Below are 26,295 nucleotides of genomic sequence, written 5' to 3' on the forward strand. Positions count from 1 at the left end.
GGCACGGGGGTCGGCTCGGTGTCCCTGGTGGACTCGCACATCACCGGCAACTCCAGCCCCTCCGCCCCGGCACCGGGCGGCGTCTGGACCGACACCCAGTACACCGTCGACGGATTGTCCACCATCACCGACAACACCCCCACCAACTGCCTCCTCAGCCCCGTCCTCGTCACCGGCTGCGCCAACTGAACCTCGTCGATGCTGAGCTGTTGGAGCAGGCGGCTGAAGTTCCAATCCTGCCCGTAAGCCTCGTCCCTGGTGACCTAGGCAGCCGACAGACCGGCGGCCAGACAACGACGGACCATGGGCCAGTTCACCCTTGGTGGCGAAACTGAGGCTGATCCTTTGGAGTGGACACCCTGACAATGGATCTTGATGGTCCAGGGAGGGATGGCCAGGTGGGACGCAAGTCTCCGTATCCGGAGGAGTTCAGGAAGGACGCCGTCGCGCTCTACCTCGCCGCGGCCGGCAAGCGGACGTATGCGTCGGTCGCCGCTGATCTCGGCATCACCGCGGAGTCGCTGCGGACGTGGGTCCGCAAGGACGAGGCCCAGGCCATGCCCGGACGCCGTGACGCGGGCGGGAGCGAGGCAGAGGAGCTGGCCCGGCTGCGGGCCGAGAATGCCCGGCTGCTGAAGGCGGAGAAGGAATGGCAGCTCGAGCGCGAGATCCTGCGTCGGGCAGCCGCCTATTTCGCTCGGGAGGTGAAGTGAGCCCCTGCCGCTGGGAGTTCATCTCCGCCAACCGCGCCGACTTCGGCGTCAAGCGGATCTGCCGGGTGCTTGGGGCGTCCCGCGCCGGCTACTACCGGCACCTGGCCACCGAGCAGGCCCGAGCCGAGCGCCAGGCCGAGGAGAAGCGGACCGTGAGCGAGATCCGCGCCATCCACGCCGAGCACCATGGCGCCTATGGCGCCCCGCGCGTCCATGCTGAGCTCCGTGCCCGCGGGCGAGGATCAACCGCAAGCGCGTCACTCGGCTGATGCGGATCAACCACATCGTCGGGCGGCACCTACGCAAGAAGAAGCGGACAACGATCGCGGACCGGACCGCGCCGCCCGTGCCGGACCTGGTGATGCGCAACTTCACCGCGGACACACTCAACACCAGGTGGTGCGGCGACATCACCTATATAGCCGTCGGCACGTCGTGGCTCTACCTCGCCACGGTGATCGACATCTGCTCGAGGAAGGTGGTGGGCTGGTCGATCGCCGACCACATGCGTACCTCGCTGGTCACCGACGCGATCGAGATGGCCGTGGCGGCCCGCGGCGACCGGGTTCGCGGCGTCGTTTTCCACACGGACAGGGGTGCCCAGTACGGCGCGGCCGCCTTCGCCGAGGTCTGCCACCGGCACGGCATCCGCCGCAGCATGGGCCGGGTCGGCTCGAGCTACGACAACGCCCTCGCCGAGTCGTTCTTCCAGGGCCTCAAGCGCGAGTTGCTCCACGAAAGGCGCTGGGTCTCCAAGGCACAGACCCGGCTCGAGCTGTTCCGCTGGCTGTCGTACTACAACCGGCGCCGTCGGCATTCCGCGCTCGGCTACCTCACACCAGCCGAGTTCGAACAGCAACTGATCACGTCACGTACGCTGACACTCGTCGCGTGAAACCCGGTGTCCACTCCCGGGGATCAACCTCATACTGCCGTCCCACCCCCGCCGACGTGCTGCCCTTCTTGATGGACCCGGTGTCATCCATGATCAGGACGCCATCCGACCCGAGCCGTTCGGCGACGTAGCCACGGACGTCGTCCCCCACGGCGTCCGCGTCCCAGACACTGCTGTTCAGAAGCCGCTGGAAACCGTCCGGGGTACGGTGGCCCGCCCATTCCGCGAGTTGCCCGGACAGGGCCGAGATCGCCTGGCAGGGGTACAGACCCGTGACCGCCTGGAACGTATGCTTACACTGCTGGTGCTGTTGGGGTCCTGCGCCCGGTTGGGAGATCGGCTCCGACCAGTTCCCCCAGGTGCGCGTCGTGGTCGACGGACGGCGAATCTGTATCCCGACCGGTGGGGCGGTTCCGAGGCGATCGTGCTCGGCGCGCCCTCGCTGACAACTCACCGGAACAGGCGATGCTCCAGCGCCCGCACCACGCGGGTGGCTGCTTCGCCGTCGCCGTACGGCATATGGCGTGAGGCCTTGGGAGCCGGGCGCAGAACGGTGTCGGACCATGCCCGGGAGCCCAGTTCACGTGGGTCTGGGACGAGCGCGTTCCAACCTCCTCGGAGCGTCTCTGGCCACTCCGTCTCCGCACGCAATGTCGTACAGACGCGCTGCAGCAAGAACGCCTCCTTCTGAAGACCTCCCGAGTCGGTGATCACGCCGCACGACTCGAGTACGGAGGCGACCAGCTCTGCGTAAGGAAGAGGACGGCTGACACGGACGGAGCCATGCTCCAGCTTGATGCCGAAGCTCGCGGCACGTGCGAGCAGCCGGGGGTGAGCGGCCAGTACGACAGGAACGGGCAGACCGGCCAGGGCGTTCACGAGGGCGGCAAGGCGACCGGAGTCGTCTGTGTTCTCTGCCCGGTGCAAAGTGGCGAAGAGGTAGGGCTTTCGCAAGTCGAGAGAGGCCGGAAACGCGGGGACGACGGCCTCACCCCTCAACACCCTGTCCCTCAGGCGCAGGCACACGTCAACCATGACATCCCCGGTCAGCACCGCACGATGAGCCAGACCTTCATCTGTCAGATGCTTTATGGCGCCGTCGGTCGGTGCGAGCAGGAGATCGGCGGCGTGGTCGGTGAGGACACGATTATGCTCCTCGGGCATCCGTCGGTTGAAGGCGCGCAGACCGGCTTCCAGGTGGGCGACAGGGAACTGCTGTTTCACTGCGGAGAGGGCGCCGGCAAGGGTTGAGTTGGTGTCACCGTAGACCACCACCCAGTCGGGGCGTGCGGCGCCGATGACAGGATCGAGGGCCGCCAGGATTGTGCCAGTCTGCACACCATGGGTGCCTGAACCGGCGCCGAGGTGCACATCGGGGTCAGGAATGGAGAGCCCCTGGAAAAAGGCGTCGGACAGATCGGCGTCGTAGTGCTGACCGGTGTGGACGATGACATGTTGGTGCTGCGTATGGCTGAACGCTTCAGCCAGTGCGGCGAGTTTGACGAATTGGGGACGCGCCCCCACGACGCTCATGACCTTCACAAGCTCGACTTCTCTCGATGTTCACCTGAAACATTCGTCAGGTTGCCGCTCTTCGGGCAATCCCAGAAACCGTTCTGACCCGGCAGTGCGCCCAGCCGCTCGCGGGCATGCCCCACCCATCCGATTCGACGGGCGGGGACACCGGCAACAAGAGCGAAATCCGGCAAGCCCCGGGTGATGATGGCCCCTGCGGCGACCATCGCTCATCGCCCGATGTTGACCGGAGCCACGCACACCCTGCGCGCGCCGAATGACGCGCCCTCAGCGACACGGACCGCTCGCCTGCCCCCCCCCGCGCGTTTCTGATGTCCCTTCGCGTCCACGGCATGAGGGTTGCGGTCGTTCGTCAGAACAACCGCAGGCCCGACGAAGACGCCGTCTCCTAGCTCGGCGGCTTCATACACCAGCGCGTGGTTCTGCATCTTGCCCCTGTCGCCGATCCGAATTCCGGGTCCCCCGTAGACGCGGCGTCTCCGGGAGCAGTTACAACCGAGTGTGGCATCCTCCCGCATCTTGGCGAGTTCCCCCACTGTGGTGCCAGGACCGAGTTCGGCGGAGGCCTCGATCTGTGCGCCGGGTGCGATTCGCACCCGCGGATACGGTGCGCTCGTGCTTTGACTCATGTGTGGGACAACGAGTGTGCGTTGCCACAGGTACGGTATCTGTTCATCTCCGACCGGAACTCGTTCTGCACAACCGGTGGTTCCTCTGGGCGCTTCGGATATTAGGCCGTTCGGACCGTGTTTCCCGCTACCTGGCGCGTTGCATTCCACAGCGCAACTAGGTGCCCGCCGTTACTGATCTAATCCAAACGCTTCAATGTGTGGGCTGAAGGGCGTTGCGGGAGAGTATGCGGGTACTTGCGGCTCTAGCGGTACGGCGCCGTCGCCGAGTTTTGCTGAGGCTTGCCGGATCTCTCAGTGTGTTGTCCGCCGCGTCGGCCGGTCTGCTCGTGTGGGAGGCCCGCACGGTTCAGAGCAACCTTGCCGCGGTGCAGGCAGCGACCGGCCGGCTGCAAACGGAAATGGTCCGGCACAACGGCCAGCATACGGCCGAGACACTGGAGTACATCCGAAACCATGCGGATGCCGCCCGGAAAGCGGCATCTACACCGTGGTGGAGCGCGGCCGAGTACCTCCCGCTGATGGGCCCTTCCCTACGGTCGGCCCGGGGCCTGAGTGTCGTCGCCGACGGGCTGGCCACCGGCGTGCTTCCGGAGGCGGTGCGCCTGCAGCAGATGCTCGCGTCCCGTGAGATCATGCACGACGGTCGCTTCGATCTTCGCCGGCTATCGGCTGCGGCGGACCTGCTGGGGAGTCTGCAGCGTCGGTTGACCGGAATCGAGGCGACCATGAATGGTCTGCCGACCTCCACGGGAGTCGGTCGCCTGGACGTAGCGCGGCAGCGTCTGTCCGGCCGGGTAGCGCGTCTTTCCGACTCGGTCTCCGAAGCGGGAGCCGCGGCGCGGCTGCTGGTGCCTGTTCTGGGCGCCTCGGGGTCGCGCTCCTACTTCCTTGCCTTTCAGAACAATGCCGAGGCCCGCGGTACCGGCGGACTCGTGGGCACGTTCGGCATCTTGACCGCGGACCATGGCCGAATCACCGTGCATGACTTCGCGTCAGATGACAGCCTGCCGCGCACTGCCACTCCCGTGGCGGACTTCGGACCGGCGTTCGACCGCCGATACGGCGCTGCTGAAAGCACTCAGGGGCTGGCAAACTCCAACTTGTCCGCTCATTTTCCATACGCGGCACAGATCTGGGCGGGCCTGTGGCAGCGACATACGGGGCAGCGCCTCGACGGGGTCATTGCAACCGATCCTGTGGGACTCGCCCGTCTCCTCGAGGCCACGGGGCCGGCCCGACTCCCGGAAGGCGAGCAACTGACGGCGGAGAACGCCGTTGCGTTCACCGAGAGCACTCTCTACGCCTCGTACAGCAACATTGAGCGCAAGCGGTTCTTGGTCCAGGTCGCACAGTCGGTTGCTACCGCCCTGCTGCACCAGCACCACGATCCGGTGGCGTTGCTCGACGCGCTGAGACAGAACGCCGGAGACGGCCGGCTTCGTATGTGGAGCAGGGACGTCTCGACGCAGTCGCAGCTCAGAGATCGCGGGCTGGCAGGAGAGGTCCCCGAGAGGACAGGGCCGTTCGCTTACCTGGTGGTGAACAACTCCGCGGGCAATAAGATGGACTATTATCTGCGACGGTCGCTGACTTACGAGCTCGGCCCGTGCGCGGGCGACAGTCGTACCAGCGTGGTCCGAATCCGGCTGACGAATGCCGCCCCTAAAGCCGGCCTGCCCTCCCTCGTCGCTCTCCGCTCCGATGACCCCGAACACTCACACCCCCCGGGTTCCACGAGCATCTGGCTTTCGTTGTACGCCAGTTCCGGCGCGGGGTTTACTGGCGGGACCCTGGACGGGCGGCGCATTCTGTTGTCATCGACGGATGAGCGCGGCCACCCCGTTCTGGGGACGCAGATGGAGCTTTTGCCTGGCCAGACGCGACAAGTGGATATTCGCATGGTGGAACCGCTTTCTGATCGGCGCCCCGTGGTGCCCGTGCAGCCGTTGGCACAGCCGCAGATCACGAGGACGCGCATCCAGCCATGCACGAAGTAGTCCGACCGCCTGGCGGAACGATGGGATGTCATGCCCACCGTCCGCGGGACCGGGCCAATATTCGAGCCACCCGGAAGGACACGGCGGCGTCCGTGGACATGGCGGCGGCAAAATGCCGAAATAGGTCTTCGGTAAATTTTCAGCTTGCTGATCGGGGTTTGCTTTGCGTGAGGAGTGCGGGAACCGCGACGAGTTGACGGCGGTTCAGCCTGCCGGGTCTCCCGTCGTGCAGGACAGCCGCGCCTGGTCGGGGAGTTGGTCCGGCGTTGCGGTCCGGTGCCGGCGTCCGGTGGTGCAAGCCGCCATAGACGCGATCGCCTGGACAGGCAGTCTGTTGATCCTCGGGTGGGCCACCAAAAGCGCCTCTGACCCCCTTGGCGGGGCACGAGATCTGGTCATCGTCTGCCTGGTCACATGGACAGCGGCGGTACTGGCCGGGGCGGTGTGCGGTCTCTACTCCGGGCGCTATCAGCCGGCGACCGGGGCGGAGATGAGCGCGGTGCTGGTAGCTGCCGGGCTGGCCGGGCTGCTGCTGTTGGGTGCCTGCCGGGCAGGGCTTCCCCTGGTGGGCGAGGGACAGGAGGTGACTTGCCTCGGCTCCCTGCTCGGCGGCCTTGCCATGATCACCCTGAGGACCGGGGCCGCAGCTGTACGGCGCAGGCCAAGACGCCCGGCGCCGACCGCCGTCAAGGTGATCGTGTTCGGCGCGGGCAGCGCGGGAACGCAACTGGTGCAGCGACTGATCGGTCAGCCCGGCGCGCAGTATCAACCGGTCGCACTGCTGGACGACGATCCCGGCAAGCGCCGACTGCGGATCTGTGGCGTCCGGGTGCGCGGCGGGCGAGACCGGCTCGCGGAGGTCGCTGCGCAGACCGGAGCTGCGGTCATGGTGATCGCGATCGCTGGCGGGTGCCGGGATGGCCAGGTTATCCGCGAGCTGGTCAGGCTGGCCGAGTCGCTCGGCCTGACGGCCAAGGTGATTCCGCGCGTCGAGGAACTGGTCGCCGGACCGGCCAGGATCGACGACGTCCGTGATCCGCGGATCACTCAGCTGCTGGGCCGCGCCCCGGTCCAGCTGGACCTCAAGGCCGCTGCCGATCAGTTCGCCGGACGCCGCATCCTCGTCACAGGTGCCGGCGGCTCGATCGGGTCGGAGCTGTGCCGCCAGTTGCACCGGCTGGGTCCCGCGTCGCTGGTGATGCTCGACCGCGACGAATCAGCTCTGCACTCCGTCCAACTCGCGATCCACGGCCGTGCGCTGCTCGATTCCGACGAGGTCGTGCTCGCCGACATCACAGATGCCTCTCGCATGCACGAGGTCTTCGCGCAGGCCCGCCCCGAGATTGTGTTCCACACGGCAGCGGTGAAACATCTGCCGTTGCTGGAGCGGTACCCGGCTGAGGCGCTGAAGACGAACGTGACCGGCACGCTGAACGTGCTGCAAGCGGCTGCCGCCTGTGGCGTGCGGTCGTTCGTGAACGTCTCCACCGACAAGGCGGCGGATCCGGTGAGCGTCCTCGGCACCTCCAAGCGGCTCACTGAGCGGCTCACCGCGCACATGGCCGGCCAGTTTCCCGGGGTCTGGGTGTCCGTCAGATTCGGCAATGTCCTGGGCAGCCGGGGTTCTCTGCTCGGCTCGCTGACGGCGCAGATTGCTGCGGGTGGCCCGGTCACCGTGACACACCCGCAGGTCGCCCGCTACTTCATGACGGCGACCGAAGCCGTCCAACTGGTATTGCAGGCCGTCGCCGTCGGGGAAAGCGGCGAGGTTCTTGTCCTCGACATGGGCGACCAGGTCCGCATCGTCGATCTCGCTCGTCGTATGGCCGCCGCGGCATCGCGGCACGTCGAGATCGTCTTCACCGGGCTGAGGCCCGGCGAAAAGCTGACCGAGGACCTGCTGGGCAACGGAGAGCCTGACCACCGGCCGAGACATCCGCTGGTCAGGCAGGTGCCAGTGCCCGCACTCCATGCCGGTGAGGTCGCCGGCCTCGGCCCCCTCACCGATCCCGATGAGGTCCGCGCAGCTCTGGCTCGCTTGGCCGTCGCGCCCGAGGCCGAGAAGCCGGCGGCCCAGCACATGGTGCCCGGCCAGCCCGCGAGAGCGGAGGCCACCAGATGACCGCCTCGCTTCTGTCAGGTCGGTACCAGTCAGATACGGGAATCCCGGAAACGCCTGCCACGATGCCCGGCGACGCCCGGGTCGGCGGCCACGAGCCTCAGCGCAGGCCGTACCTCGGCAAGCGACTTCTGGACCTGATCGTGGTAAGCCTGGTCATCGTGCCCGCCGTAGTACTCTGCGCCCTCGCCGCTCTGGCGCATCTGGTAGCGCACGGCAGACCCGTCCTGTTCCGACAGCACCGCGTCGGCCGTGATGGGCGCCTGTTCCTCCTGCTCAAACTGCGCACGATGCGAAGTGCCCCAGCCGAACCGGACGGAGCGGGGGACACCGACAACGACCGGGTGACCGCAGTCGGACGGGTACTGCGCCGCACGTCGCTTGACGAGCTGCCACAGCTGGTCAACGTGCTGCGAGGACAGATGAGCCTCGTCGGGCCTCGGCCGACCCTGCCGTACCAGGTACGCCGGTACACCGAACGTCAGCAACTGCGACTGCTGGTCACCCCAGGCCTGACCGGACTGGCCCAGGTTCACGGCCGCCAGCAACTGAGCTGGCCGGAGCGCATCGAGTGGGACCTGCGTTACGTCCTGCGTCAGAGCTTCAGGCTCGACCTGGCCATCTTGTGCCTCACCGTCTGGACAGTCATGGCCGGGGGCGGAACCACCGCCAGCCACGCAGACGACCCGATCGCCCACAGGTCAGAAGGGATGCTCTCAGGTGCCTGACAACAACGTCCGGATCCGGCTCGCCAGTCCTGATTTCGGTGAGGAGGAGGTAGACGCGGTACGCAGGGTTCTCTGCAGCGGTGTTCTCACCAACGGTGCGGAGAACGCCGCCTTCGGGCAGGAGTTCGCAGACCGGCATCAGGCGCGGTTCGGGGTCACGTTCTGCACCGGCACGACCGCGCTGCAGGCGATGTTGCTCGCCGAGGGCATCGGTCCCGGCGACGAGGTGATCGTCCCGTCGATGACCTTCGTCGCCACCGCGACATCGGTGTGCCATGTCGGGGCCACCCCGGTGTTCGCCGACATCGACCCACGGACGTTCAACCTCGACCCGGTCTCCGTCGAGGCCCGGATCACCCCGTCCACGCGCGCGGTCATGACCGTGCACTACGCCGGGCAACCCGGTGACCTCGACGGGCTGGCGCGGGTGTGCGACGCGGCGGGCCTGCCGTTGCTGGAGGACGCCGCGCAGGCGGCCGGCGCCGAGTACCGTGGCAGACCGGTTGGCACCTTCGGCCGGTCGGCCATGTTCAGCTTCACCCCCACCAAGAACATCACCACCGGTGAGGGCGGCATCGTGCTGACCGACGACCCGGACCTCGTGGAGCGGTTGCAACTGCTCCGCAACCACGGTCAGACCGGTCTGTACCAGCATGAAAGCCTCGGCTACAATTGGCGCCTCACTGAGATGCAGGCCGCGATCGGCCGAGTGCAGCTGCGCAAGCTGGACGTCATCCTGCAACGCAAACAACTGATCGCAGAATCACTGACCCAGCGGCTGGTCGGCCTGCCCGGCCTGACGACGCCATATCAGGTACCTGTCGCCAGGGGATCCCGCATGCTCTACACCTGCCTGCTCCCCGGCATCCGGGACCAAGTGCTCGCAGACCTGTTGGACCAGGGCATCGAAGCGCGGATCTACTTCCCGCCCGTACACCGACAGCCGATCTTCGCCAGGAGAGAAGGCGGAACTCGGGACCCCGCAGCACTGCCCGTGACCGAGTCAGTGGCTTCCGCGATGCTCTCGCTGCCGGTGCACCACCAGCTGACAGCGGCCGAGGTGGCCGAGATCGCCGACGCGGTGACCGGCGCGGTCGGCCGGTCAACGATGTCGACGCATGCCCGTCCGACCCCAATTGGTGCGCGGTGATCGCGCAGTGCGTGTCGGTCGGGGCGGCTTGTGCGCGCGGGGCCGTAACGGCGCCCGGACCCGCGCCGCGCCCACCGGTGCCCGGTCGCGGCTTTGATGCGTCCCTGAACGGCGGCGCGGAAGTGATCCGACCCACCGATGCAGGCGGCTCTGCGCACAAGGCCACAAGATCCGCTGACCGAACGTGATAGTCAGGACTCCCGCGGTCTGGCTGGGACGCCAGTGACCAGCTGGCTGGCGGCGACATCGCGGGTCACCAGAGCCGCGGCGCCGACCATGACGGACGGCCCGAGCCGGCGGCCCTGGAGCACGGCGGCGTTACTTCCCACGGTTGAACCGGTGCCTACGGTGACGCTGCCGGCGATGTTGGCCCCCGGCAGGATCGTCACGAAGTCCTCGAGCACCGTGTCGTGACCGACGCTCGCCTGGTAGTTGACCTGGACGTGCGCGCCGACGACGGTGCCGGTGGAGATGAATGCCTGGCCCAACACCACGCAGCCACGCCCGATCGTGGCCCGGGGGGAGACGATCGCACGCGGGTCGATCACTGTCGCCGCCCGCATCCCGCGATCTTCGAACTCTCCGACCAGTCTGCGGCGCGTGTGGGCATCGGCGATCGCGACCACGAACTCATCTCGCCGGCCACCGGACGCGGACACCTGCCCAGGCAGCAGTACCGGACAGCCTTCCACCCGATTGGCTCGTGGATGCTCATCCACGAACACCACCTCGGGCACCGCGGCGGCCGCCCGCACCGCGTCCAGCGTCTCCCTGCCGAAACCACCCGCGCCTACGATGTGCAGGGTCACACCCGCACCCCCTGTCCCGGGTCCTCGTCGCACTGCCCGGGTTCCGAAACCGCGGCTAGGAATGCCCCTGCCAGCGCAGTCATGCCGTGATGCCGGTAGACCCAGCGGCGGCCTCGCTCGCCGATCCGTTCCCGTTCCGTCTCGCTCATCTCGGCCAGACCGGCCAGTGCGGCCGCCATCTCCGACGGCGATTCGGCGGGCACGCACACCCCGCCGCCGGACTCGCGCACCGGGCCGCCGGGCGCATTGCTCGCGAACAGCAGCGGCTTGCCGGACGCCAAGTAGTCGAACAACTTGTTGCTGCTCAGGCCGTACTTGAAGACCGCGACATCGCGCAGGCAGAACAACGTAACATCCAGCTCTGCCAGCACGGCCGGCACAGCCTGCTTCTGCACCGGCGGCCAAAACAGCGCATTGTCCAGACCATGTCGGCGAGCGAGCCGCTGGCAAGCGGCCTTCTCCTGGCCGTCGCCGACCATCACAACAGCGACCGGCGGCCGGCCGGGGGCTCGCAATTCCGCCGCCGCCGCGACAAGGGTCGACACCCCGTTCGCCGGTCCATGCGAGCCGACGTAACCGGCGACGAGGAAACCGTCCTTGCGGAAACGCCTGATCCGTTCGATCAGTTCAGCGGCCCCATGCCCTGGCTCTGCCATGTCCGGGTCGAGCGGCTGCTGCGGCTCCGCTGGCCGGGGGAGGTCAGGGATCCCGTTCGGCACATAATGGATCTCCTTGGGCGGCACACCGCGGGCCTTCAGATACTCGGTGGCACCGGGCAGCAGACAGATCACTGCGGCCGCACGTCGGTAGCAGAATGACTCGGCCCACCGGAGCAGTCGAGCAGGCAGTCCATTCTCGCGCAGCGCACCCATATCGATCAGCGTCTGCGGCCACAGATCTCGCACCTCGACGACGAAGCGAACGCGGCGGCCGCGAGCCGCCAGCCAGGCGGCGAAAACCGCAGCCAGGTGAACCGATGAACCGACGATCACATCCGGCCGGTTCAGACTGCGCTGCGCCCAGAGCACCCGGATCGCGTAGTGGGCCATGTTCAGCACGCGGCGATATCCGTTGCCGGTGTAGGACGGCGTGCGAACCCAGAAGAAACCGACGCCCTCAATCGTCCGGGTCGCCATCTTCTCCCCGGGCGCGAGTCGTTCCTCGCGCCCGGTGAAATGGCTGAAGCTGCTTGCGAAGACGGTGACTTGGTGCCCCTCCCTCGCCAACACCCGGCCCAGCTCATAGTGCCGGGTGCCCGCTGCGCAGTCCGGCGGCGCCGCATAGTGGTTGAAGATCCAGATCTTCAAGTCCCTACCTCCGTCAATGCCGGTCCGCCGTACCTGTTCTGATGGCGTGCCGAGCTAGGGCTCGTCGTGGGCTTGTGACGCCGGGACGTCGATGACCGTGGCAGTGCGCTTGGGTCGGCTCGCTGCCCGGGGGACCGCAGACGCGCATCGGGCATGCCGGTCGCCTTCACCTCCGTGTTTTGCCGCTCCCGCCGGTCGTCCCCGCAGGCAGGGGCTCCCCGCCTCAAGCCAGGATCACCGTGGGCGGCTTGACAATCGAAAAACTACTACTCAACGTACGGGGCTCGCTACTTTCTGCCACCCGCGCCGCTAGATTGTGCATGCCCTGCTGAGGCCACGAGTGCTCCCGGCAGTGGTCCGACCCGCGACTCCGGAGGCCGTTCCCTGGTGCTGTCGATCACGAAGAGTCTCCGAGTGCGGCTACCGGGGGTGAGTCCGGCGGCGATCGGGGGAACACTGGCCACCCGTTTGCTCGCCACCGCAATGAGCTTCGCGGCCGGCGTCATCGCCGCCCGGGCTCTAGGGGTGGGAGGCAGGGCCACGTTCGCGGTCATGATCTCGGTCCCGTCCGTCCTGAGCATCGTCACCGTCCTGGGCATGGACAACGCCAACGCTCGATTCGCCGGGATCTCGCACACCGCCTTCAGGCAGATCGTGCGGTGGAGCGTGATGTTCTCCGCGATCTCGGGTTCCGCTTTGGCGGCCCTGTGGCTGTTGCTCGGCCAACTCTGGTCGGCCGTGTTGCTCGGCATGCCGTACCGGCTCGCGCTGCTCGTGGCCCTCATGTCCCCGGTGAGCCTGCTGACCACGCTGCTCGGTATGGCTGAGCTCGGCCGTGGCCGCGTCGCGACGTACAACCTGCTCAGCACCATCCCCTCGGCCAGCTACTTCCTCGGCATCTGCGGCCTGCTCGCTGCGGGATCATTGACCCCCGTCACTTGCTTCCTGTCAGTGATGGCCGGTCAACTAGTCTGCGCTGCAGCGCTGCTGATCGCGTCCACCACTCGCGTCCACGCCGATGGTGAAGCGGTGCCCGTCCGTATCTTCGGCAGCTTCGCCCTCAGGTCCTACCTCCCAAACCTCGTCCACTACGGAATGCTCCGCCTGGACGTTCCGGTGATCCAGGCTCTGGCTGGAGTGACGGCCGTAGCCGTGTACGCGGTGGCGCTGCCCTTGGCGGAGGGCCTGTTGCTGCTGTCGACGACGGTCGCTCTCGTGGTGTTTCCCGCCGTCACCTCAGGTGCCATCGACGCGCGGGCGGCGGCCAGGATTGCCCGGACCGTGTTCGCTGCCGCCGCCGCGGCTGCCGCCGTGGTGGCGGCAGCCGCGCCCGTTCTGATCCCCTTGGTCTACGGGCGGTCGTACTCCGGTGCCGGGCCTGTGCTCTGGGCGATGCTCCCCGGACTCGTGGTGTTCAGCGCAGCCCGCTCGATCCAGCCCTATCTGGCGGCTGCCGGCCTGCTTCGGCCGGTGATCGCAGCCACTGTGATCGGCGCCGTGGTCAACATCGCGCTTCTCCTGGTGCTGACCCCCCGCCATGCCGCAGTTGGTGCCGGGATCGCCGACTCGGCCGGATATCTGGTGTTCGCCGTGCTGCTCGTCTACAGAGTGCGCCCTGCCGCCGCCCACAGCCGCCGGTGCCGACCAGACAACGTCCACGCCGAGGCGGTACCCGCGCCGACGCAGACGCCGGACGGGATCCCGCCGGTCAAGACGGTCCGCTACCGCTGGCGGAGCCTGTACCCGAGGCCGGTGAGGTGCGTCCTGGTCGACAGAGGGCTCATGGTCCCGGCGGGTGTCCTGGCCGCGGCCGGGGTCGGCTGCCTCGCAATGGCGTTCAGCCCCACCTTCGGTGCCGTCACGCTCGTGGTCGTGGTGCTGGCTCTGATCTGGGAGGTGGGACTGTGCCTGCTCGCGGCGGCCATCCCCTTCTCCCAGTCCGAGCCCGGCGGTTCACTGATCACCCCGAGCGTGCTGGTCGCTCTGATGCTCGTCTGCCTGCTGGGCCGTGTCATCGCTGGCCCAGGGGTCGCGCGGCCGAAGCCCGTCGGTGTACTGATCGCCCTGGGCACAGTCGGATACATGGCGGCTACCAGCGTGATGACCGGTGACAACGGCCTGCCGGACGCCAACAATTGGCGTTACCTGCTACTGATGTGTGCGCCGCTGCTGTTGCCGCTGGTCGTCGAACCCGGACGTGCTCTCGACCGTGCGCTCCTGGTGTTCTGTGGCGGCAGCGTGATTCTGGCACTGATCGACATCGTTCAGATCGGGTCCGTGTTCGCTGCGCAGCCGGGTCTCGCGCCCGCTGACACCGCGGTTCTGGCCGTCACCCAAGAGGCGGCGGCGAACCACAACGCGATGGGTGCCCTGTTCGTCATGGCGGTCGCGGTGCTACTCAGGCACCATCCCACCGTCCGGGCGCCCTTGCTACGGCTGGCCGTCGGCGCGGGGGTCGTTGTGCTCGCCGTGGGCGTCGCGTACTCACTGAGCCGCGCGGCCTATCTGGCGGGAATCGTGGTGATCGCGCTCTACGCCGCTCGTAGATCACTGCGCACAGTCCTGTGTCTAGGTGTTGGGGCGGTCTGCCTGATACCGCTGTTGCCGGTGCCGATCGCGGCCCGGTTCGACTCGATCCTCGGCGGTGCGCCGGACATCAGTTCCGCGGTGCGGCTCGATTTGTGGAGCAGCGCGCTGCGGATGTTCGAGGCACACCCGGCCTTCGGTGTCGGATATCTGAACTTCGCCCCTCAGTTGCCCGCCTACTACCACGTCACAGGTGACTACGACGTCATGCTCCTCCAGTTTCCGCTCCTGCATTTCGCTCACAACACCTACCTGACCGTTCTGTCGCAGTTCGGCCTCTTGGGCGCTGCCGGCGTCGGCTCGCTTTTCGCGTTCGGCGCCCGCCGGGCGTGGTGCGCAGCACGATCCGGTGATCCTTCCGGCGAATCGGCGCTGCTGGCGATGATCGGTGCCGCCGTCTGCTCGCTGTTCGGCGAGGTGCTGCTGGTCCCACCCCTGTTGGCCGGTCTGATGCTGATCGTTCTGGCCGCAAAGCCGGCTCTGGCCGACGGACCGAAACAGGTGGCGCGATGAGAACTTCCGCTACCGGCAATCCGCGGCCACTGCGGGTCCTGCAGATCACCTCGGCATCCGTCGGCGGAAGCTGGTTTCACGACCAGGTGCGGGGCCTTGCCGAGCTGGGCAACGAGGTGTGCGCGGTGCTGCCCCGTGAGGGCCCGCTCGCCGACCGGCTGCGAGGGCTCCGCGGCGTCCGGGTGGAAATCATCCCGTTCGGAGTGCCCCATAGGCTCAGCCAGCTGACAGTCCTGCTGGCCGGGCATTGGAAGTTGGTGAGGTTCGTCAGGAACTACAAGCCGGATGTCATCCACTCGCATCTGATCATCGCGAGGCTCGTGGCCCGAGTGGTGTCGGCCGCCTACCGGCCAGCACTGGTCGTCTCGCAGGTTCCCGGACTGGTCCATCTACGCATCGCGCTCTTTCGGATCCTGGAGCGGCTCACACTGCACCGGGACGATATGGTGCTTGGATCATGCCGGGCGATCGCACGCCGCTACCAGGCCATGGGAGCTCGCTCGGTCGCGGTCAGCTACTACGGCTGCGACGTGCACCGGTTCAATCCGACAACCTCGCCGGACGCCTTCCGCCGTGAGTTCGGCCTCACCGCAGACACACCTGCCATCGGCATGGTCGCCTACATGTATCCGAGCAAGCTCCGCGAGTTTCGCGAGGTCGGCGTCAAGGGGCACGAAGTCTTCATCGACGCCGTACCGCTGATCCTGCGTGAGCACGCCCAGGCCAGGTTCTTCGTGATCGGTGACGAGCTGGTCGGCGCCGGGGAGTACCGGCGTGAGCTGGAACGCCGCGCCGCTCGACTCGGGGTCGCGGACCGAATCCAGTTCACCGGCTTTCGGTCCGACATCGGATCGGTCCTGGCCGGCCTGGACGTCCTGGTGAACCCGTCCATGGACGAATCCGCCTGCTATGCCGTGGTGGAGGCGCTGCTCATGCGAAAGGGTGTGGTGGCGACCGACGTCGGTGGCCTGCCGGACACCGTCCAGCACGGCCGCACCGGCTTGTTGATCCCGCCCGCCGATCCGTCCGCACTGGCACAGGCAGTGACCGCCCTGCTCGCCGATCCCGCATCGCGTCTTCGCATGGCCAACCAGGGCCGGGAACTCGCGCTCCGGCAGTTCGATATCGCTGGGACAGTCAGCCAGGTGAACGAGCTGTATCACCAAGCCCTCGCCTCCCGAAGGCGCTGTCGGATGCTGAGCAGGGAGAAGTCGGCGTGAAGGACTGCCGGATGTGGGCCGAAACGGCGTTGGCCGGCAAGGCGGCGAAGGCGGTACGCGACCTGCGGCGGCCGAGCTTCCCGGTCGACGCGAAGCCGTCCCAGGGCGGCACGACGACCGCCCGTCCCGGCAAGTACCCCCTCGACCTGCGGCCCATGACGGCCAGGAGCGTGCTCGACCACGAGCGCGTGGTGGTGACCCGTGCAGCCACCGGAGAAGCCTACCGAAACCCAGTCTCTGTCAGCCTGTACGCACTCGCACAGCACACCGACGCCCTCGCCGCCGCTCCACAGCCGGTCACTGCGGACCAACAGCTGCCAGGCGTGCGGGCCCTGCTGACCCAGGCCCGATGGCTGCGTGCCAGCCAGGACGGCAACGGCGGATGGCGATACCCGGTACCAGTGCCCCGGTACGGGGTGCGCCCTGGCTGGTACTCGGCCATGGCCCAAGGCCTGGCGATGTCCGTGATGTTGCGCGCGCACGCCACGACCGGCGAGGGATCCTTCCTCGATGCAAGCCAAGGCGCGGTGCAGCTGATGCTCCGCCCGCTGGAGGCCGGCGGTTGCTCGCACTACGACCAATTGGGGCGCCCCTTCCCCGAGGAATGCCCGTCGGACCCCGTCAGCCACATTCTCAACGGTGCGGTCTTCGCCCTCTTCGGGCTCTGCGAGCTGAGTCGACATCAGAGCGGAACTCCTCACGAACGCATGGCAGACCGGATCCGTGGCTCACTGGACGCCTTCGACCTGGGGTACTGGACCAGGTACGACCTCCGGCATACCGCCCCCGCCAGTTTCGCCTACCACAGCCTGCACGTCGCATTGCTGACCGCCGCCGGAAGAGTGCTCGCCGACCCGCGATGGCTGGCAGTGGCTGCGTCCTGGGACAGCTACACGCGCAGCCCGGCCAGGAAGTTGCGGGCCGCGGTCGAAAAGGGTTGGTTTGTACTCAGGGAGCATCATGCCCGGCCATGACCAGCAACCGCGCCGAGTGGGTACTCGAGATACACCGGCTGCGCCGCTGCGTATCGTCCTGCTCGCACCGGCCACATCGGCGCATACCAGACGCTGGGCGGGCGACCTCGCTGTGCGAGGTCACGAGGTTACTGTATGTAGCTGGCATGAGCCGAGTTCACCTCCCGACGGCTGGCGAGCCGCGTCAGCCCCCACGGGAGGGTGGCCGCTGCGGGTCGTGCGCGCCGGACACTGGCTGACCCGCGAAGTGCGTCACGCGCGGCCTGATGTCATCCACGTCCATTCACTCGGTGCACACGGGGCGCTCTCCCTGCTGCTGCCGGTCCAGCCGGCAGTGCCCCTCGTGATCACCCCGTGGGGCTCTGAGCTGAGGGCGGCGGAGCGTCATCCGGGTCGTGCGGCGGTCGCTCGCCTGGCGCTCCGGCACGCCGCTCGCGTGGTGCCGACCTCCCGTGAGGTGGCTGAGCTGGTCGCGAACCGATATCGGGTTCCCCGCTCGCGGATCAGGGCCCTCTCTTGGGGAGTACCGGATGCACTGCTGGACGCTGGAAGTGACACCGATGCCCTGGTCACACGCGCAAGGTATGGCATCCCAGCCGAAGCCACGGTCGTCCTGTCCGTCCGCAGCACGTCGGAGGTCTACCGGACACACGAGATTCTCACGGCGTTCACCCACGCCGCACGGGTTCGGCCCGACCTGTTCCTGGTGGTGCTGGCGGGTCACCAGCCGACACACGCCGGCGCCAGACGCGCGCAACGCGGATATCTCGCACTCCTGCACGCCCGGGCAGAAGACGTGGCCGGTCGGATGGCCATCATCGATCAGCCGCTGGGCCACGCCGAGACGTTCGGTTTGATGCGGGCAAGCGATGCGGTGATCTCGGTTCCTCAAGCCGACCAGCGAAGCTCGTCGGTGCTCGAAGCCGCGGCGGCGGGGTGCCGACTGCTGCTCTCCCACATTGCGCCCTACCAGGAACTGGTGGCTGAGGGGTTGCGTGCGGACCTGCTTCCCGAGCCGCTGGTGGGCTCGTTGGCTGACGTGCTCTCCAGCACGGGGCCCCTGGATGCCATTGACCGTCGGGTCAATCGAAAGCTGATCGAGCAGGCCGAGCGCGGCTCCCTCAAGGTCGCCGAGCTCGAGCGGCTGTACAGGGACGTGGCCCGCGAGGGAGCGGCGTGATCAGGCCCTGCCGCACACAGAGGAGCAACGAGGGCCCGTGCCACGTCATCTCACCGCCCACTTCCGGTTCAGCGGGCAATGCTCGGCGGCTGTGCCGGGACCAGGGCGACTCGGAACATCTTGGGCCAGAACTTGCCCGTGAGGAGGAGCTGGTCCGTTCCGGGTACCGCCGCGATGCCGTTCAGGGCGGCACCAGGGGCGAGTTCGTCTGCGTGGAGGAGACCCGAGGCGTCGATACTCGCCGTCACCGCCCCGGTGAGGGGGTCGATGCGCACGATCCGGTCGGTGGGCAGCACGTTGGCGTAGACGAAGCGCCCGGCACATTCCAGCTCGTTCATGTTTGTCACCGGCCGGCCGTCTTCGAGTACGGTGACCTCACCCGTCTTCGCGAGGGTGTGCGGATCGCGGAAGGCCAGTAGCGCCGAACCGTCGCTCGTCACCAACCGCTGCTCGCCGCGGTCGAAGCAAACCCCCCAGCCCTCGTCGGCATACGGGACGCGGCGCAGCTCCCTCAGGGTCCTCGCGTCCCGCTCGATCGCGATCCGGTTCCGCCAGGTCAGCTGCCACAGGGTCCGGCCCGCCAGGGTGATCCCCTCACCGAAGAGGGGAGCAGGAAGGCTGATCAGAGCCCCGGCGGGCTTGCCGGGGGGCCCGGAGCGAACGGTGGACTGGCCGGACAGGCCAGTGCCCTCGTAGAGCCTGCCTCCCGACATCTCCAGGCCCTGAGTGAACGCCCGCGGGTCGTGGGGGAGGGTTTCGAGGACCTTCGCTCTCAGCCGCTGGACTGCGTGGCCGTCTGCCCACCGCCAGTGTGTTCGGCTCCGATCGGCCAGATCGTCGGACGGCGCCCACACAGAGCCCGTCGCCAGGAGCGCCGCGATGGCCGATAGGACGCGTCTCAGTGGGCGGCGACGGCTTGCCGCCCGGTTGCCGGCCCGACTGGTCCCCGGCGGACGGACGGGATCCCGTGGCTTCGCGGTGCGCAAACTCCGACCTTTCAGGAACTGCGCCGACGGCGTACGGCCAGCACCGAGCCGCCGCCAGCCAGGAGCAGAGCGGTCGCGGTGCCGCCGATCACCAGCGCCTGGTCACTCCCCGTCGCCGCGAGCCCCTGGCTGTCCTCGTTCGGATAAGGGGAATTCGTCGGCTTGACGGCTGCGGCAAGTTGCAGTGAGTCATAACGGTGGTCACCGTGCCCAGGGCGCCCTGGCTCGTGATGGTTCCCGGGCTTGCCGGGGCGGTGGGTCGGCCTCGGGGTCGGTGTAGGCGTCGTCGCCGTGCCTTGCACGTAGATGCTGACGCCGACACTCGCGTCGGGGCTGTCCGACGAGAGCCGGAAGACGTGCCAGCCGGTAACGGTCGTCTGAGGGATGCGCACCGCCCCCGACACAGAGCCGTCGGCCAGAGCCCGGAAGCGGCCGATTACCACCGGGTCTGACTCGAGCAGCGCCGTGACGTCCGAGCTCGGAGCGAACACGCCGGGACCGACGTTGAAGCTCAACGTCTCTCCTGCGGACACTAGGGTGGTACCGACGGACAGCGGCGGGGGCGCGGGCGGGTACGGCTGCGCCGTGGCAGCCTCCGCCCCCATCAGAGTGCTGGTGACGAGAACGGCGGCCGAGGCCACCGATGCGAGAGCGGGCCACCGTCTGCGCGATGCAGTCATCGTCAAACACTCCTTGACTCAGAGCCTGAGCCTGGACCCCGGGCTCAGGTTGGCAGCCGTCCGGCGCGTGGGCATCACTACATGGACGCAGACACCAGAGAGAAAACAACGACATCCCTGGGCGTGGTGGCACAAGAAATCACCGGCTTGGCGTAGTCCCGCCCCCTGCGGGGCCGGTCAAAGACCTTCGTACGGTCGACACGGGGGAAGGCTCCCTCGTGCGTAGAGCCGGAGTCCCTATGGTCGACTGCGTCCAAAGGGAACAGAAAGCCTCAACCCGGGTAGTTCCCTCAGTTCCGTGAGGGGTGCAGCTTGGATCTCCAAGAATTCCTGAAGGCTCTCACCAGAAGGTGGCCCACGGCCGTGACCTGTCTGGTCCTGTCAGTCGCCACGGCGCTCGCTGTGACAAGCCTGAGCACCCCCGCCTACGAGGCAAGAACGCAGCTCTTCGTCGCCACCCACACGGGGGAGGACACTGTCGATCTCAACGGGGGGCAGACATTCTCGCAGGCACGCGTCCAGTCGTACGCAGAGATCGTGAAGAGCCGTCATGTCACCGCTCCCGTTGTGAAACAGCTGCGGCTGCACACCACCCCAGAGGAACTGGCTTCGAGGATCACCGCCATCGTTCCGCTCAAGACCGTGCTGATCGACATCACAGTCCAGGACAGCGTTCCCCGGCGCGCGGCGCGTATCGCCAACGCTGTGGCAGAGCAGTTCAGCTCGGTCGTGGAGGGTTTGGAGACCCCCAAGCGGCCCACTCCCTCGTCCCCCCACCAGACGGAGCACCAGGGGGGCCCCGCCGCGCCTGCCTCCCCCGTCTCCCTGGGCGTCACCCAGGAAGCCGTCACCCCCACATCGCCCGCGTCGCCCCGCCCGTGGCTGAACCTCGCCGTGGGGACGGTGGGAGGTCTGCTGCTCGCTGCCGGGCTGGTGGCGCTCCGCGAGACACTCGACACCACTTTCAAGACAAGCGAGGCACTCAACACATTCACCGCTCTGCCTGGCCTCGGCACGATCCCATACGACAGGAACGCCCCAAGGCAGCTCATCGCCAGTGCCCATGCGCACTCTCGGCGCGCCGAAGCGTTCCGCAAACTGCGTACCAACCTGCAGTTCTCGCAGGTCGACGATCCGCCGCGGGTGATCATCGTGACGAGCTCGGTACTCGGTGAGGGTAAGACGAACACCGCGATCAACCTCGCCCTGTCGCTCGCGGAGGCCGGCGTCTCCACCTGCCTCGTGGACGGCGACCTGCGCCACCCGAGCGTGGCAGACGCATTCGGCCTCGTCCAGAATGCGGGCCTGACCACTGTGCTTACCGGACAAGCCCGTACGGAGGATGTGATGCAGCAGGTCACGGACGGGCTGTCGGTGCTCACCAGTGGCGCCGTACCCCCGAACCCCGCGGAGCTGCTCTCCTCCGCGCGGGCGGAAGGGGTACTGCGCGAGCTCGCGGACACGTACAAGGTCGTGATCGTAGACACCGCACCGCTTCTGCCGGTCGCCGATACCCTGGGGCTGGCCCGCCTCCGCCCTGGTGCGCTACTTGTCGTCAAAGCGACCAAGACGACTCGGGACCAGGTGCACAGTGCCACGGACTCGCTGAAGCGCGTCGGCGCCCAAATGCTGGGGACCGTGTTCAGCATGGCCCCGGTCTCCAGGAGCGGCCGTTGTGGCCGCTACGGTGAATACGGGCGGTACGGCTACTTGCCTGCTCCGCGCACCTTCGCCGGCCCGCAGGAAGGAGCCGCCTCCGCGGTGACGCGGCTCGCGGACGGGAAATGACCCGGATCCTGTTCGTCTGCACGGGCAACGTGCTCCGATCGGTGCTCGCTGAGCGCCTCCTGGCAGCGAGACTGCCGCCAGGATCTGCCCTATGGCCCGAGAGCGCCGGCACAGAGGCGCGGTGCGGTTCCCGCATGAAGGACGACACCCGGGCGATCTTGGAGAAGCTGGGCGGTGACGGATCCGGGTTCGCTTCTCGCCCCCTCACCGCCCAACTCATCGCGGGCGCCTCGCTGATCCTCGGGCTTACACGCGAGCACAGGGAAGCGGCCGTGCGCCTGGTGCCGACGGCGATGCGACGCTGCTTCACTCTGAAGGAGTTCGTGCGGCTCGCAGAGGGAGGAGGCACACGGGCTAGCGGAGGGAACGGACTCGACCCCTTGGTGGCGGCGGCCGCCGGTCGTCGCGGTGCTGAACCCCCGGTCCCGCCGCCCGACGACAACATTCGGGATCCCTGGGGCCTGCCCTGGAAGGAGCTCCACGAGTGTGCCCTGGAGATCGACAAGGCGGTGATCAGGTTTATCCGACTGTGAGAGACGCATCCTCAAGCGTGGCCTGCTCGGGCCAGGGAGTCTCGCGTCCAGCAGCCACAGATGCTCGACGGTCACGAGCCCCTCCGTCGGCCCTGTCGGCACACACGAAAGCGCGCAAGAGGAGCCGCCGGTGGTCCAGCTGCCGGACGAGCTGAAGATCGTGAAACGACTGCGTGAACAGCATGCCGCCGCCCACCAGTTGTGGGAACAGGAGATGTCGAAGGCGGCGATCGGCCGGAAACTTGGGCTGCACCAGGCCACCGTCCGCAAACTGGTCAACGCCCGTTCCGCCGAAGACGTTGTGGCCAAGAGCCTCCAGCGAGCGCATGTCGTCGACCCCTACATCGGCCACCTGCACCGACGCTGGAACGAAGGTGTCAGGAACGCTGCACAGCTCTACCGGGAGATCCAGGAACTTGGCTATCCCGGAGGAGAGCTGGCCGTCCAGCGTCACCTGCGGCGCTACCGGACCGGGCGCGGATATGCGCCGGCACCAGGTCCGAAGGCTCCATCGGTCCGCGAGGTCACCTCCTGGATCATGACCCATCCCGAACACCTGCGGGACGAGTACGCCGACAAACTGCACCGGCTGCGGGAGCGCGATCCCGAGCTGGACCGGCTCACCGGCCACGTCAGGAAGTTCGCTGTGATGATGACCGGACGCCACGGCAACCGCCTCGAAGACTGGATCACTGGAGCCGAACAGGACACCCTGGCCCCACTCGTCCTTCGCCCACCACCTTCGCCGTGACTTCGACGCCGTCCGCAACGGCCTGTCCCTGCCGCACAGCTCTGGCGCTGTCGAGGGCAACATCAACCGGCTGAAGATGCTGAAACGGCAGATGTTCGGCCGGGCCAGCCTGGATCTCCTTCGCAAACGCGTCCTACTCACACGATGAGCCCAGGCCACCTGGATCACAAGATCGTCGACAGAACCCGGATCTTCACGTGGATGGCGTCGATGAAGACGACCGGATAGACGGCGTCCAGGGGGCGGCTCTGCCATTCGGCCATGCCCTCGAGGACTTTGCCTGTGATGGTGGAGATGGTCTGGCGGGAGACGTCGGCCAGGTGCGCCTGTACCTCGCCGGTGGTCAGGCCTTCGCGGCCAGCGAGATGACCATCTCGTCGACGCCGGTCAGGCGCTTCTGCCGCTTCTTGACGATCTTCGGTTCGAAGGAGCCGTCGCGGTCCCGGGGCACGGTTGTCTCCACCGGGCCGACGTCGGTCAGCACCGTCTTGGAACGTGTGCCGTTGCGGGAGTTGCCGCCGTTCTTGCCGGCCGGATCGTGCTTGTCATAAGCGAGGTGGTCCGTGATCTCGCCCTCCAGGGCGGACTCCAGCAGCCGCTTGGTCAGCTGCTGGAGCAGTCCGCCCTCGCCGGTCAGCTGCAGGCCCTCGGCCTGGGCGCGGCCCACCAGCTCGTCGATCAACTGGTCGTCCACGGCCTTCGCCGACGCAGCCTTCGTGGGCTCGGCAGCCTGGGACTCGGACACGTTCTCACTGGTCATCGATGCATCTTCCATGATCGGGAGTTACACCGAACGTCTTACAGTCCCACTCCGAGGGATCAGCCTCAGTTGCGGTGATGGCCCCAGGACGCGGTGTCGACCAGGTGGCGGTGGCCGTCGCGAAGGGTGGCGGTGTCGTGGTCGTCGTTCCAGACGTAGGCGTGGCGGTCCTGGTAGAGGTCCGTGCGGGTGTCGCGGCCGTCTCCGGTGTGGACGCGGACCGTGGCCCGGCCGGCCAGGGTGAACTGGCGGAAGGTGTAGGTGTGGCCGTCCTCGTCGCGCAGCGTCCACCCGTTGAGGTTGACCGCCCGGCGTGGTGATGTTGGTCAGGTCCGCCCACCCGGACCCTCGGACGCGCCTGACCGGGCCCCTGGAACACGGGTGGCCGGGCGGCCCGAGCCTCTGTGGGGCTGAGGCCGCCCGGCCATGTGGTGCGGTGGTTAGGGTTGGGTGGCACAGGGGTCGCGTAGTGGTTGTCGCCGGGATAGGTGTGGAAGGTGGCGGCGTTGCGCAGGGCGAGGAGGTCGGCTTTGCCGTCGCCGTTGTAGTCGCCGACGGCGATGAGGCGGATGCCGTCCCAGCCGGTGCCGGCCGTGATGCCGCGTCCGACTCCTCCCTTGCCGTCACCGGGGTAGATGTAGAGGGTGCCGTTGTCGTGGGCGGCGAGCAGGTCGGTCTTCTTGTCGCCGGTGAGGTCTCCGGCGGCCAGCAGACGCATGCTGTTCCAGCCGGTGCCGGCCGTGATGGTGTGGCCGAACCTGCCGGTGCCGTCGCCGGGGTAGGTGAGCAGTGTGCCGTCGTCGCGGATGGCGACGATGTCGGACTTGTTGTCACCGGTGAAGTCCCCGGCGGTGATGACGGGGGTGGTGTTCCACTGGATGCCGATCTGGCGGCGGCCGGTGAAACCACCCTTGCCGTCGCCGGGGTGGGCGTAGAGGTTGCCGTCGGTCCCGTCGACGGCGAGCGCGTCCGGTTTGCCGTCGCCGGTGAAGTCACCGGCGGCCAGCTGGCGGGTCCAGGCGCGGTGGGCGGTGGCGCTGATCCATTCGCTGAGGTCGTCCGTGCGCTGCGCTTCGGCGTTGTTGCGGGTCTCGCTCTCGCCCAGGCAGCCGCCGCGCCAGGAACGGGTGGCGATGCCGACAAGTTCGGCGCCGTTGTCGCTCTCGCGCAGGACCGGTCCGCCGGCATCGCCCTGGCAGATCGAGTCGTTGCTGGTCCTTGCGAGCCCGACGGCATCACCGTGGGCGCCGAGCGGGTGACCTTTCCCCTCGTATGGAGGCTTCCGGCTTGCGCAGCCAGTAGGCACACCACCCGTCGGGGATCCATACACCGACGAACCGAAAGAAGCAGCTCAGGTGGGGACGGCGACGCTGGGCGTCTTCCGATCCCGCTTCCTGCTCGGTCAAGAAACCCGGTGGAAAGAACGATTCGGGAGGGTCGGCGCATGGCGCGACGCGGTAGCACAACCCACCACACCTTCCAGGAGCCCCGCAGGTCCCGGGTCTCCCGCGCACTGCGGGAGCGGACGGCGACTCTCATGCTGAGCCTGGCTGTCAGCGGCCTGGCGGGTATCGCTCCCGCTCAGGCCGCTGCCATCACTCCTGTCGGCTGCACCCCGGACCCCGTCGCAGCCGGCACGCTCCTCAAGAACGCCGTCACCGCCGCCTCCCCCGGCGACACCCTGTCCCTGGCCAGCTACTGCGTCTACGGCTACGACGACTCCAACAAAACGGACGCCACCAACGCCCTCGTCATCGACAAGGACCTCACCGTCACCGGCAACCACGCCTCCCTCAAACGCACAGACGGCACGCTGCGCCTCATCCATCTCACCAACACCGCCACCCTCGCCCTCGACACGCTCGCCGTCATCAACGGCAACCCCGGCGACAACAACGGAGGCGGCATCTCCACCGATGCCGGCACCACCTTCACCGCCACCGACCTCATCCTTCAGGGCAACGCCGTCGGTTCCGCGGCAGGCGGCGGCCTCTACTCATCCGACAGCACCATCACCCTCACCGGCGGCACCATCAAGGACAACCGCACCGGCCCGGCCTACTACGCAGGCGGTGCCGTCCTGAGCGGAACCGTGGCCTTCCACGGCGTCACCGTTACCGGCAACCGGGCCGGCGCGTCCGGCGACGGCGGGATCTACCAGTCGGACGGTGACCTCACCATCGACCAGAATTCCGTCATCAGCAACAACACCGCCGCCTACGCCGCCGGAATCGAAACAGCAGGCGACTCGGTGACCATCATCAACAGCCGCGTCACCAACAACACCGCCACCGAAGACGGCGGCGGTGTCTACGCCCACGCCCTAACCACGATCCTGGTCGACTCCCTGGTCTCCGGAAACACCGTAACCAAGTCGGATACCCCGCAGGGCGCGGGCATCTTCGTCGGTGATTCGACGACGCTGTCCGGCACCACCG

General features: G+C 67.6%; 19 protein-coding genes and 5 pseudogenes. 14 read left to right on the forward strand and 10 right to left on the reverse strand.

Annotated elements, in window-relative coordinates; all coding sequences use genetic code 11:
• Both ACIPK3_RS33095 and ACIPK3_RS33100 read left to right on the forward strand, forming a co-directional pair.
• Nucleotides 1–189, forward strand: a 189-nt coding sequence (locus ACIPK3_RS33095; protein ID WP_402575763.1) for a hypothetical protein, incomplete at its 5' end; no start/stop codon positions are given.
• 209 nt (nucleotides 190–398) lie between these two features.
• Nucleotides 399–1,608: pseudogene (locus ACIPK3_RS33100) on the forward strand (IS3 family transposase).
• Here ACIPK3_RS33100 and ACIPK3_RS33105 read toward each other — a convergent pair.
• From ACIPK3_RS33105 to ACIPK3_RS33115, 3 genes and pseudogenes are all read right to left on the reverse strand, one after another.
• A complete protein-coding gene (locus ACIPK3_RS33105) occupies nucleotides 1,577–2,173 on the reverse strand; it encodes a transposase (protein ID WP_402575765.1) in 597 nt (198 codons plus the stop codon). The pseudogene ACIPK3_RS33100 and the gene ACIPK3_RS33105 overlap by 32 nt on opposite strands.
• The gene (gene wecB, locus ACIPK3_RS33110; RefSeq protein WP_402575767.1) at nucleotides 2,059–3,150 is read right to left on the reverse strand and encodes a non-hydrolyzing UDP-N-acetylglucosamine 2-epimerase; all 1,092 of its coding nucleotides are present in this window, start codon (nucleotides 3,148–3,150) and stop codon (nucleotides 2,059–2,061) included. Before wecB ends, ACIPK3_RS33105 begins: the two co-directional genes overlap by 115 nt.
• A pseudogene (locus tag ACIPK3_RS33115) lies at nucleotides 3,147–3,773 on the reverse strand (acyltransferase). The gene wecB and the pseudogene ACIPK3_RS33115 overlap by 4 nt, the downstream one beginning before the upstream one ends.
• A gap of 299 nt (nucleotides 3,774–4,072) precedes the next feature.
• On the opposite strand from ACIPK3_RS33115, the gene ACIPK3_RS33120 reads away from it, so the two are divergent.
• From ACIPK3_RS33120 to ACIPK3_RS33135, 4 genes are all read left to right on the forward strand, one after another.
• On the forward strand, nucleotides 4,073–5,773 hold the full coding sequence (locus ACIPK3_RS33120) for a DUF4012 domain-containing protein (RefSeq protein WP_402575769.1): 1,701 nt from the start codon (nucleotides 4,073–4,075) through the stop codon (nucleotides 5,771–5,773).
• Nucleotides 5,774–6,062: 289 nt separating this feature from the next.
• The gene (locus ACIPK3_RS33125; RefSeq protein WP_402575771.1) at nucleotides 6,063–7,895 is read left to right on the forward strand and encodes an SDR family NAD(P)-dependent oxidoreductase; all 1,833 of its coding nucleotides are present in this window, start codon (nucleotides 6,063–6,065) and stop codon (nucleotides 7,893–7,895) included.
• On the forward strand, nucleotides 7,892–8,620 hold the full coding sequence (locus ACIPK3_RS33130) for a sugar transferase (RefSeq protein ID WP_402575773.1): 729 nt from the start codon (nucleotides 7,892–7,894) through the stop codon (nucleotides 8,618–8,620). The genes ACIPK3_RS33125 and ACIPK3_RS33130 overlap by 4 nt, the downstream gene beginning before the upstream one ends.
• On the forward strand, nucleotides 8,613–9,770 hold the full coding sequence (locus ACIPK3_RS33135) for a DegT/DnrJ/EryC1/StrS family aminotransferase (protein ID WP_402575775.1): 1,158 nt from the start codon (nucleotides 8,613–8,615) through the stop codon (nucleotides 9,768–9,770). Before ACIPK3_RS33130 ends, ACIPK3_RS33135 begins: the two co-directional genes overlap by 8 nt.
• A gap of 191 nt (nucleotides 9,771–9,961) precedes the next feature.
• Here the strand turns inward: ACIPK3_RS33135 and ACIPK3_RS33140 are convergent, their stop codons facing one another.
• Entirely contained in the window at nucleotides 9,962–10,579 is a 618-nt protein-coding gene (locus ACIPK3_RS33140) for an acetyltransferase (protein ID WP_402575777.1), read from the reverse strand.
• On the reverse strand, nucleotides 10,576–11,886 hold the full coding sequence (locus ACIPK3_RS33145; RefSeq protein WP_402575779.1) for a glycosyltransferase family 4 protein: 1,311 nt from the start codon (nucleotides 11,884–11,886) through the stop codon (nucleotides 10,576–10,578). The genes ACIPK3_RS33140 and ACIPK3_RS33145 overlap by 4 nt, the downstream gene beginning before the upstream one ends.
• A 468-nt stretch (nucleotides 11,887–12,354) precedes the next feature.
• Here ACIPK3_RS33145 and ACIPK3_RS33150 point away from each other — a divergent pair, with 468 nt between their 5' ends.
• The 4 genes from ACIPK3_RS33150 to ACIPK3_RS33165 are packed head-to-tail and all read left to right on the forward strand — an operon-like array spanning nucleotide 12,355 to nucleotide 18,359.
• A complete protein-coding gene (locus ACIPK3_RS33150; protein WP_402575781.1) occupies nucleotides 12,355–14,985 on the forward strand; it encodes an O-antigen ligase family protein in 2,631 nt (876 codons plus the stop codon).
• A complete protein-coding gene (locus tag ACIPK3_RS33155; RefSeq protein WP_402575783.1) occupies nucleotides 14,982–16,205 on the forward strand; it encodes a glycosyltransferase family 4 protein in 1,224 nt (407 codons plus the stop codon). Before ACIPK3_RS33150 ends, ACIPK3_RS33155 begins: the two co-directional genes overlap by 4 nt.
• Nucleotides 16,202–17,179 (forward strand): D-glucuronyl C5-epimerase family protein, encoded by a 978-nt coding sequence (locus ACIPK3_RS33160; protein ID WP_402575784.1) that lies wholly within the window; start codon nucleotides 16,202–16,204, stop codon nucleotides 17,177–17,179. The genes ACIPK3_RS33155 and ACIPK3_RS33160 overlap by 4 nt, the downstream gene beginning before the upstream one ends.
• A complete protein-coding gene (locus tag ACIPK3_RS33165; RefSeq protein WP_402575786.1) occupies nucleotides 17,166–18,359 on the forward strand; it encodes a glycosyltransferase family 4 protein in 1,194 nt (397 codons plus the stop codon). Before ACIPK3_RS33160 ends, ACIPK3_RS33165 begins: the two co-directional genes overlap by 14 nt.
• 68 nt (nucleotides 18,360–18,427) lie before the next feature.
• Here ACIPK3_RS33165 and ACIPK3_RS33170 read toward each other — a convergent pair whose 3' ends face one another.
• Both ACIPK3_RS33170 and ACIPK3_RS33175 read right to left on the reverse strand, forming a co-directional pair.
• Complete coding sequence (locus ACIPK3_RS33170; RefSeq protein ID WP_402575788.1) at nucleotides 18,428–19,213, reverse strand: glutaminyl-peptide cyclotransferase; 786 nt, start codon at nucleotides 19,211–19,213, stop codon at nucleotides 18,428–18,430.
• Between the two features lie 143 nt (nucleotides 19,214–19,356).
• Nucleotides 19,357–19,860 (reverse strand): hypothetical protein, encoded by a 504-nt coding sequence (locus ACIPK3_RS33175; RefSeq protein ID WP_402575790.1) that lies wholly within the window; start codon nucleotides 19,858–19,860, stop codon nucleotides 19,357–19,359.
• Nucleotides 19,861–20,337: 477 nt separating this feature from the next.
• On the opposite strand from ACIPK3_RS33175, the gene ACIPK3_RS33180 reads away from it, so the two are divergent.
• The 3 genes from ACIPK3_RS33180 to ACIPK3_RS33190 all read left to right on the forward strand — a co-directional run bounded on the left by ACIPK3_RS33180 (nucleotide 20,338) and on the right by ACIPK3_RS33190 (nucleotide 23,097).
• A complete protein-coding gene (locus tag ACIPK3_RS33180; RefSeq protein WP_402575792.1) occupies nucleotides 20,338–21,813 on the forward strand; it encodes a polysaccharide biosynthesis tyrosine autokinase in 1,476 nt (491 codons plus the stop codon).
• Complete coding sequence (locus ACIPK3_RS33185; RefSeq protein WP_402575794.1) at nucleotides 21,810–22,346, forward strand: low molecular weight phosphatase family protein; 537 nt, start codon at nucleotides 21,810–21,812, stop codon at nucleotides 22,344–22,346. The genes ACIPK3_RS33180 and ACIPK3_RS33185 overlap by 4 nt, the downstream gene beginning before the upstream one ends.
• A gap of 130 nt (nucleotides 22,347–22,476) precedes the next feature.
• On the forward strand, nucleotides 22,477–23,097 hold the full coding sequence (locus tag ACIPK3_RS33190) for a hypothetical protein (protein WP_402575796.1): 621 nt from the start codon (nucleotides 22,477–22,479) through the stop codon (nucleotides 23,095–23,097).
• Nucleotides 23,098–23,282: 185 nt separating this feature from the next.
• Here the strand turns inward: ACIPK3_RS33190 and ACIPK3_RS33195 are convergent.
• The 3 pseudogenes from ACIPK3_RS33195 to ACIPK3_RS33205 all read right to left on the reverse strand — a co-directional run.
• Nucleotides 23,283–23,857, reverse strand: a pseudogene (locus ACIPK3_RS33195) (transposase); the annotation flags it as partial.
• A 65-nt stretch (nucleotides 23,858–23,922) separates the two neighbouring features.
• Nucleotides 23,923–24,196: pseudogene (locus ACIPK3_RS33200) on the reverse strand (lamin tail domain-containing protein); the annotation flags it as partial.
• A gap of 190 nt (nucleotides 24,197–24,386) precedes the next feature.
• A pseudogene (locus ACIPK3_RS33205) lies at nucleotides 24,387–25,187 on the reverse strand (FG-GAP-like repeat-containing protein); the annotation flags it as partial.
• 114 nt (nucleotides 25,188–25,301) lie between these two features.
• Between ACIPK3_RS33205 and ACIPK3_RS33210 the strand changes: the two are divergent.
• The coding region (locus tag ACIPK3_RS33210) for a right-handed parallel beta-helix repeat-containing protein (RefSeq protein WP_402575798.1) at nucleotides 25,302–26,295 on the forward strand (994 nt) is incomplete at its 3' end.

Source organism: Streptomyces sp. NPDC086787 (assembly GCF_044745865.1).
In the GTDB taxonomy this organism is placed as follows: Bacteria; Actinomycetota; Actinomycetes; order Streptomycetales; family Streptomycetaceae; genus Streptomyces.